The following is a 6,232-nucleotide window of genomic DNA, read 5'->3' as shown; positions in this document are numbered from 1 at the left end:
ACAGCGCCCGGTCGTCGTCCCCGAAAGCCGCCTGCCGGCTGCCGGGATCGTTGGCGCGGGTGTACTTCAATCCCGGCGCATCATGAACGGCGATGCTCACACGCCCGTTGAAACCCGTCATCACGCTACCGCCCGCATCCCGCACACTGCCCGACAAACGATAAAAGCCCAGCGCCTTCAGCGAATCCGAATCGCGGGCGGGCTGGCCGTTCACCGAGTCCAGGAACACGCGCTGCTGCGGGAAAGCGATCGCCATCGCGGGGTCGCCCAGGAGCTGGAACTTCCGGTTGTTGACCACATCGGCAGACTGGGCGTAGGTCGCATTTTTGGCGCGCATCGCACCTTCGCCGAGGAGCGGCATTTTCCCTGAAGCGCCTGGGCGGAGGGCTTCGCGGAAGTAATTGGCATTCATCACTTTATTGGAAGCGGCCAGCACGGCACGGGTAGTCGTCAGCAAAGCGATGGCGCCACCGGTTTCGCGGAGCAGCAACTGCCCGCCCAGCGGCGAAATCTCCGGCTGGTCGAAAGGCCCGAAGTCGCAGGTGGCCGTGACCAGCACGGGCGGCCGGTCCCCATTTTCCCATTCCGCCGTGGAAGCCTCGCTCAGCACCGCCTCTTCAGCCAGCCGCAAAGCGCTGCCATGGCCGCTGTAATTCCAGATAAGGTTGCCGGTGCTCATCCGCTGGCGGATGGCGTCGTTTACGGCGGGGTAACGGCTGCCGGAGGAACCCGCAACCTGCGGAAAAGCGTCGAGGTAGATTTTTTGGATATGAAAGCCGGGAGACTCCTCCGCCACCATCTGCGCCACCATTTCCGCGTCATCGAAGTGCAGGTTGTTGTCTTCATCGTCGGCCACGAACGTGAGCTCCTGCCGCCAGTCGCCGAAAGTGCGGGGCGATTCGTACCGGATGATTTTATTGACCACGGCTTCCGCTTCTTCCGCGTTTGTCACGGGAAGGCGGCCAATGGCCACATCCAGGAGGGAACCGTGGCGGGAGATATCGTCGTTATCGTCGAGGAAGCCGTAAAAATCGTCGGAGGGATGGGTATTTAAACCGTGCAGGGAGGCAGGGCTTTGCCAGACAGGCACCCATTCGGGCGCGGCGTTCTTATATTGATACCCGGCGCGGCCCATCAACAGCACGAATCGCAATGCCTGGCGGTCGTAGTGCATTTTGAGAAAATCCCGCAATGCAGCGGGCTCCGCGATCCCGCCGCCGAACTCATTCCAGATCAGGTTAGTGGGAACACAAGCCACGCTCAGCCCGGTATGTTCCCTGCGCCATGCCGCCAGTTTTTCCGCCTGCGGCAGGAAAGCCAGCGGGGTGATGACCAGTATCTGCACCGGCGCCTGACCGTGGAGGTCCTGGTTCGCTACAGGCCCGATGTAATCCGGAACAGGCAGCCCTTCCGGTTTAAATGCCGCGAATTCTCTCCATATGCCCGCTTCGCGGGAAAAACGCAATTCATTGTTTACAACCGCAGCTGGTAATTGCACCGGGCGTTGCGGTTCGGAGACGTCCCAAACCGTTGTGCCCGCATCTGCCCCGGCGATCGCGAATCCTTTATCCCGCCCCGGCCCTACATCTTTCCCATCGCGGAAGAGCAATGCTCCCGCGGCCGGAAGTGTCAGCGGGGCGCGGCCTTCCACGGCATAATAATCCAGCCATCCCTGTGCGCTGGCGTTTCCCGCGAAGGAAATCGTGAAACTAGCGGTGGGATTGACGGTATAAGCGCCACTGGCCGTTGAAGCATAGGTATCGAAGATATTGCCGGGTACGGGTGGCGGGAAGAGCGTTCCCTGCAATTGCCCGCCGGCGGAGATATCGAATTTGACGGCGGAGGACGACCGCGCCGCCACGCGCACTTTCAACACCGCGTCCGCCAGGCCGTTCGGCATGCTGACGGGGTACGTCCGCACCAGGGCGTCTTCCGGGAGCGACGAAAAGCGGTCGCCGAACCATTCCCTGCCGCCGGACAATATATTATGCCGCTCCGTTTCATACACTTCCCGGTAATCGTAATCTTTTTGAAAAATGCTAACCGCCGGGCCCGGGGGCGCTTCTGCAATGCGGCGCCCTCCGCTTCCCAGGGTGATATAGTAAACGGCGGAATCCGCATAGAGATGCGGTACGTGCTCCCAGGACCCGGCGGCATATCGCCAGCGGAGGGGCCCGGGGGCATAAAATAAAATGTAATCCGGGCCGTTTAAGATACCGTCGCCGCCGTCGGCCACCGCGATCGCAGTTTCGGGGAGGTCGTCGGGCCGGGGGATGGCATTATCTTCCGGGATCATGGCGCAGCCGGAGCCGAAGAGGCGGACGGAGGAGGAGGGTTTCCCTTCCGCGGGCAGGCCCCAGGCCTGGAGTTGCTGCACTGAGATGCGGTACACGCCGGCGCGGGGCACGGATATCTTCCGCCAGTCTCCATCCGCGAGCACCGACCGGCTGGCATAATGCCTTTGCGCCGCCGAATTCAGGGCGGGGAGCAGGCAGATAACCAGGGCGAATAGCCTGTTTTTCCGGGGGGCGGTGGGCATAAAGGCGGAAAGCTTGTATCATACAAACCTAATATATATCAGGGAGTTTCACAACGCCCGTTACACGCATCTGTTTACAGATTATTTATTTTTGCTATAAAATAAAAAGAATTACATTTGCGTTTACCTATTTGAATACCTAAATTGTATCGATCAAAAGCTGTTATCGCATGCACAGATTAACCTCCTTATCCTTGATTGTAGGCGCCGGCGTGATGATGTCGATGTCTGCCTGCAGCAAGAACGGCGGCGGGCTGTTCGGGAAGAAGAAAGAATCTTCGTCCGCTACGGGCTGGAACTATAATGATCCCAAAATGGGCGGTTTCTCCGTTGCCAAGAGCAAGGACCAGTTCACTGGTCCCGGACTTGTTTTCGTCCAGGGCGGTACATTCGCCATGGGCGCCACGGAGCAGGATGTGATGGGCGACTGGAACAATATCCCCCGCCGTATTACGGTGTCGTCGTTCTATATCGACGAGAACGAAGTTTCCAACGTGAACTACCGCGAGTACCTGTACTGGCTCAATCGTGTATACGGGGAATCTTTCCCGGACGTATACCGCGGCGCGCTGCCCGACTCCCTGGTTTGGCGTAGCGAGCTGGCTTACAACGAGCCCCTGGTGGAATATTACTTCCGTCACCCCGCGTACAACGACTACCCGGTGGTAGGCGTCTCCTGGAAACAGGCGACCGACTATGCCAAATGGCGTTCCAACCGTGTAAACGAAAAGCTCCTCATGGACGCCGGGCTTCTTTCCCAGGCCGACATCATGAACCAGGCCGACGATAACACGTTCGATTCCAAATCTTACCTCGCGGGCCTTTACGAAGGCACGCCGGGCAAGATGTCCAAATCCGCAAAGAAACAATTCGCCAACCCCGACGGATCTCCCCGCGGCGCGCAGTTCGAAGACGGTATCATGCTGCCGGCTTACCGCCTGCCCACGGAGGCTGAATGGGAGTACGCAGCGCTCGGATATATCGGTCAGAACCCGAATCCTTCCAAGAAAGAAGGCAAACGTGGTGAAGAGTTGATCCTCAACAAACAGATCTATTCCTGGGGCACCAACAACGCAGGCCTCCGCGATATCCGCCGCGGCAACTGGCAGGGCCAGTTCCTGGCGAACTTCAAGCGTGGCTCGGGTGACAACATGGGTATGGCAGGCGGCCTGAACGACCGTGCTTCAATCCCCGGTCCCGTTCGTTCCTTCTTCCCCAACAACTTCGGCGTGTACAACATGTCCGGCAACGTAAGCGAATGGGTGCAGGACGTTTACAGGCCGTTGACCACCATCGATGGCGACGACTTCAACTACTTCCGCGGTAACAAGTTCCAGACGATATATCAGAATGCAGACAAGGAGTTCGAAAAAGACAGCCTGGGTACGCTGAAAATGCGTGATGTTACGGATGAAGAATCCGCCAGCCGCCTGAACTACCAGAAAGGCGACGTGATCAACTACCTCGATGGTGACAGCCTGTCGCTGGTGGAATATGGTTACGGCGTAACAACCCTGATCAACGATAAATCCCGTGTGATCAAAGGTGGTAGCTGGAACGACCGTGCTTACTGGCTTTCTCCCGGCACGCGCCGTTACATGCAGGAAGATATGGCGACCAACACCGTAGGTTTCCGCTGCGCGATGGACCGTGTGGGTAGCCCTGAAGGGAACAAATTTAAAACGGGCCAGGTTTTCCGTGCCCAGCGCCAGAAACGCTAATCCGCTCTTATAGCATACAAGAAGAAAGGCTGACCATTTGGTCAGCCTTTCTTCTTGTATGCTATTTCCCGGGTGAGGGAAATGGATGGAAAACTATCTCTTTTTGGCCCTGGCTTTCGGAGCCGGTTTCGCTTTGGTGGCAGCTTTTTTAGCTACCGGTTTCGCTTTGGCTGCGGCTTTCTTTGCAACTGGTTTCGCTTTAGCGGTAGCCTTCTTTGCTACAGCTTTCGCTTTCACTGTTGCTTTCTTAGCAACCGGTTTTGCTTTAGCAGCGGCTTTCTTGGCTACTGGTTTTGATTTAACCGCAGCTTTCTTAGCAACCGGTTTTGCTTTAACGGCGGCTTTCTTTGCAACCGGTTTCGCTTTAGCGGCGGCTTTCTTTGCTGCTGGTTTCGCTTTAACGGCAGCTTTCTTGGCTGCTGGTTTCGCTTTAACGGCAGCTTTCTTGGCTGCTGGTTTCGCTTTGACAGCGGCTTTCTTTGCTGCTGGTTTCGCTTTAACGGCAGCTTTCTTCGCAACTGGTTTCGCTTTAGCGGCGGCTTTCTTTGCTACGGGTTTTGCTTTCGCAGCGGCCTTTTTAGCGACCGGTTTGGCTTTCACTGCGGCTTTCTTAGCTGCAGGTTTTGCTTTGGCGGCAGCCTTTTTAGGCGCAGGAGCTGCTTTTGCTGCTGCTTTTTTCGCTACCGGCTTGCCTTTGGCTGCGGCTTTGGCTACAGGTGCAGGTTTCGCTTCAGCTGCGGGCTTCTTATCTGTTGCTTTAGGTTCTGCTTTCTTTTCTACGGGAGCGGCCTTTGCCGTCGCTTTCTTCTTCACCGCTTTTTTAGCGGGAGCAGGGGTTGCAGCAGGCCCGGCGGCTGGTTCAGTTGCAGGGGCTGCTGCAGGAGCGGCAGCTTCTTCTTTCTCTTCCGGCTTCACATCTACCCAACCATCGGTATGGCCTTCCCAGAGCTCGATGATCTCGCGGGCATGGTCGCCGGTGTCGGGTTTCTCGATGATATGGGCTACGATGCCGTTTTCATCGATGAGGAAAGTGGTGCGATGGGTGCCGTCGTAAGTGCGGCCCATAAATGTCTTTTCACCCCAAACGCCATAAGCGTTCAGAATTTCGTGGCTGGAATCCACGAGGATGGGGAAAGGCAGCTCGTACTTGTCGCTAAATTTCTTGTGGCTTTGCTCGTCGTCCTCGCTGACGCCAACCACGGCATAACCCTTCACCAGGAGCTGGGAGTGGTGATCGCGGAGATTGCAGGCCTGGGTTGTGCAGCCCGGCGTCATGTCGTGCGGGTAAAAATAGAGGATCACTTTCTTTCCTCTGAAATCGGCCAGCGATACGGTGTTACCATGCTGGTCCACGGCGGAGAAATCAGGGGCGCTTACCCCAGGTTGCAGATGCGTCATGGTTTTACTAGCGTTTAAACGTCAAAGTATATGTGGATGAGTTATTGGCAATGTCCGTCACGGTGAGCGTAAGGGTGTGCGTCCCCGGAGGGCAATGTTTATCAAAATTATAGGAAACTACGTTACTTTTCCTCGAAAACCGTAACCATTTTCCATCGAGTTCGGCCCTGTAGGATTTGATCCCGCTGCCGTCGCTCATGCTGAATGCGATGCGCCTGGCGCCGCTAAGGTTCGCGTTCTGCTTCAACCCGCCCAACACCGTGATCTTCGGCGCCACCGTATCTGCCATCAGCTGGAAATCCCCCAGGTCCCGCGAGCTCCCGCGAAACCATCCGTCCGCCTCAGGCACGGCCGCCGTCACGCTTTCCCCGAAACCCTTGCGCTGCAATATCATATGATCCCGCAAATGCTCCGGCACAGGGCGCGAAGGCTTTATCCGCAGGCTGAACCCGGCATGCAGCGGCACCAGCGCGGAATGCAAACGGTAAATATTCGAATAACCCGCAGCAGACGCGATCTCCGAATACCGGAAACACAGCTCGTCGTACAGCGAACCTTCGTCCAGGCTGAATTC

At 57.0% G+C, this 6,232-nt stretch carries 3 protein-coding genes and 1 pseudogene; 1 reads left to right on the top strand and 3 read right to left on the bottom strand.

Translation table 11 applies throughout. The annotated features are described in order from the left end of the window. The coding region (gene porU / locus Q0510_RS03665; protein ID WP_298708366.1) for a type IX secretion system sortase PorU at positions 1–2,539 on the bottom strand (2,539 nt) is incomplete at its 3' end. A 170-nt stretch (positions 2,540–2,709) separates the two neighbouring features. Between porU and Q0510_RS03660 the strand changes: the two genes are divergently transcribed. Continuing rightward, entirely contained in the window at positions 2,710–4,260 is a 1,551-nt protein-coding gene (locus Q0510_RS03660; RefSeq protein WP_298708364.1) for an SUMF1/EgtB/PvdO family nonheme iron enzyme, read from the top strand. A gap of 93 nt (positions 4,261–4,353) precedes the next feature. On the opposite strand, the gene bcp is transcribed toward Q0510_RS03660, so the two are convergent. Then, entirely contained in the window at positions 4,354–5,658 is a 1,305-nt protein-coding gene (gene bcp / locus Q0510_RS03655) for a thioredoxin-dependent thiol peroxidase (protein WP_298708362.1), read from the bottom strand. Positions 5,659–5,665: 7 nt separating this feature from the next. Continuing rightward, positions 5,666–6,232, bottom strand: a pseudogene (locus Q0510_RS03650) (hypothetical protein); the annotation flags it as partial.

Source organism: uncultured Chitinophaga sp. (assembly GCF_937874145.1).
Lineage (GTDB): Bacteria > Bacteroidota > Bacteroidia > Chitinophagales > Chitinophagaceae > Chitinophaga.
The sequence above is the reverse complement of the archived record's forward strand: the minus strand, read 5'-3'. Positions and strand labels throughout refer to the sequence as shown.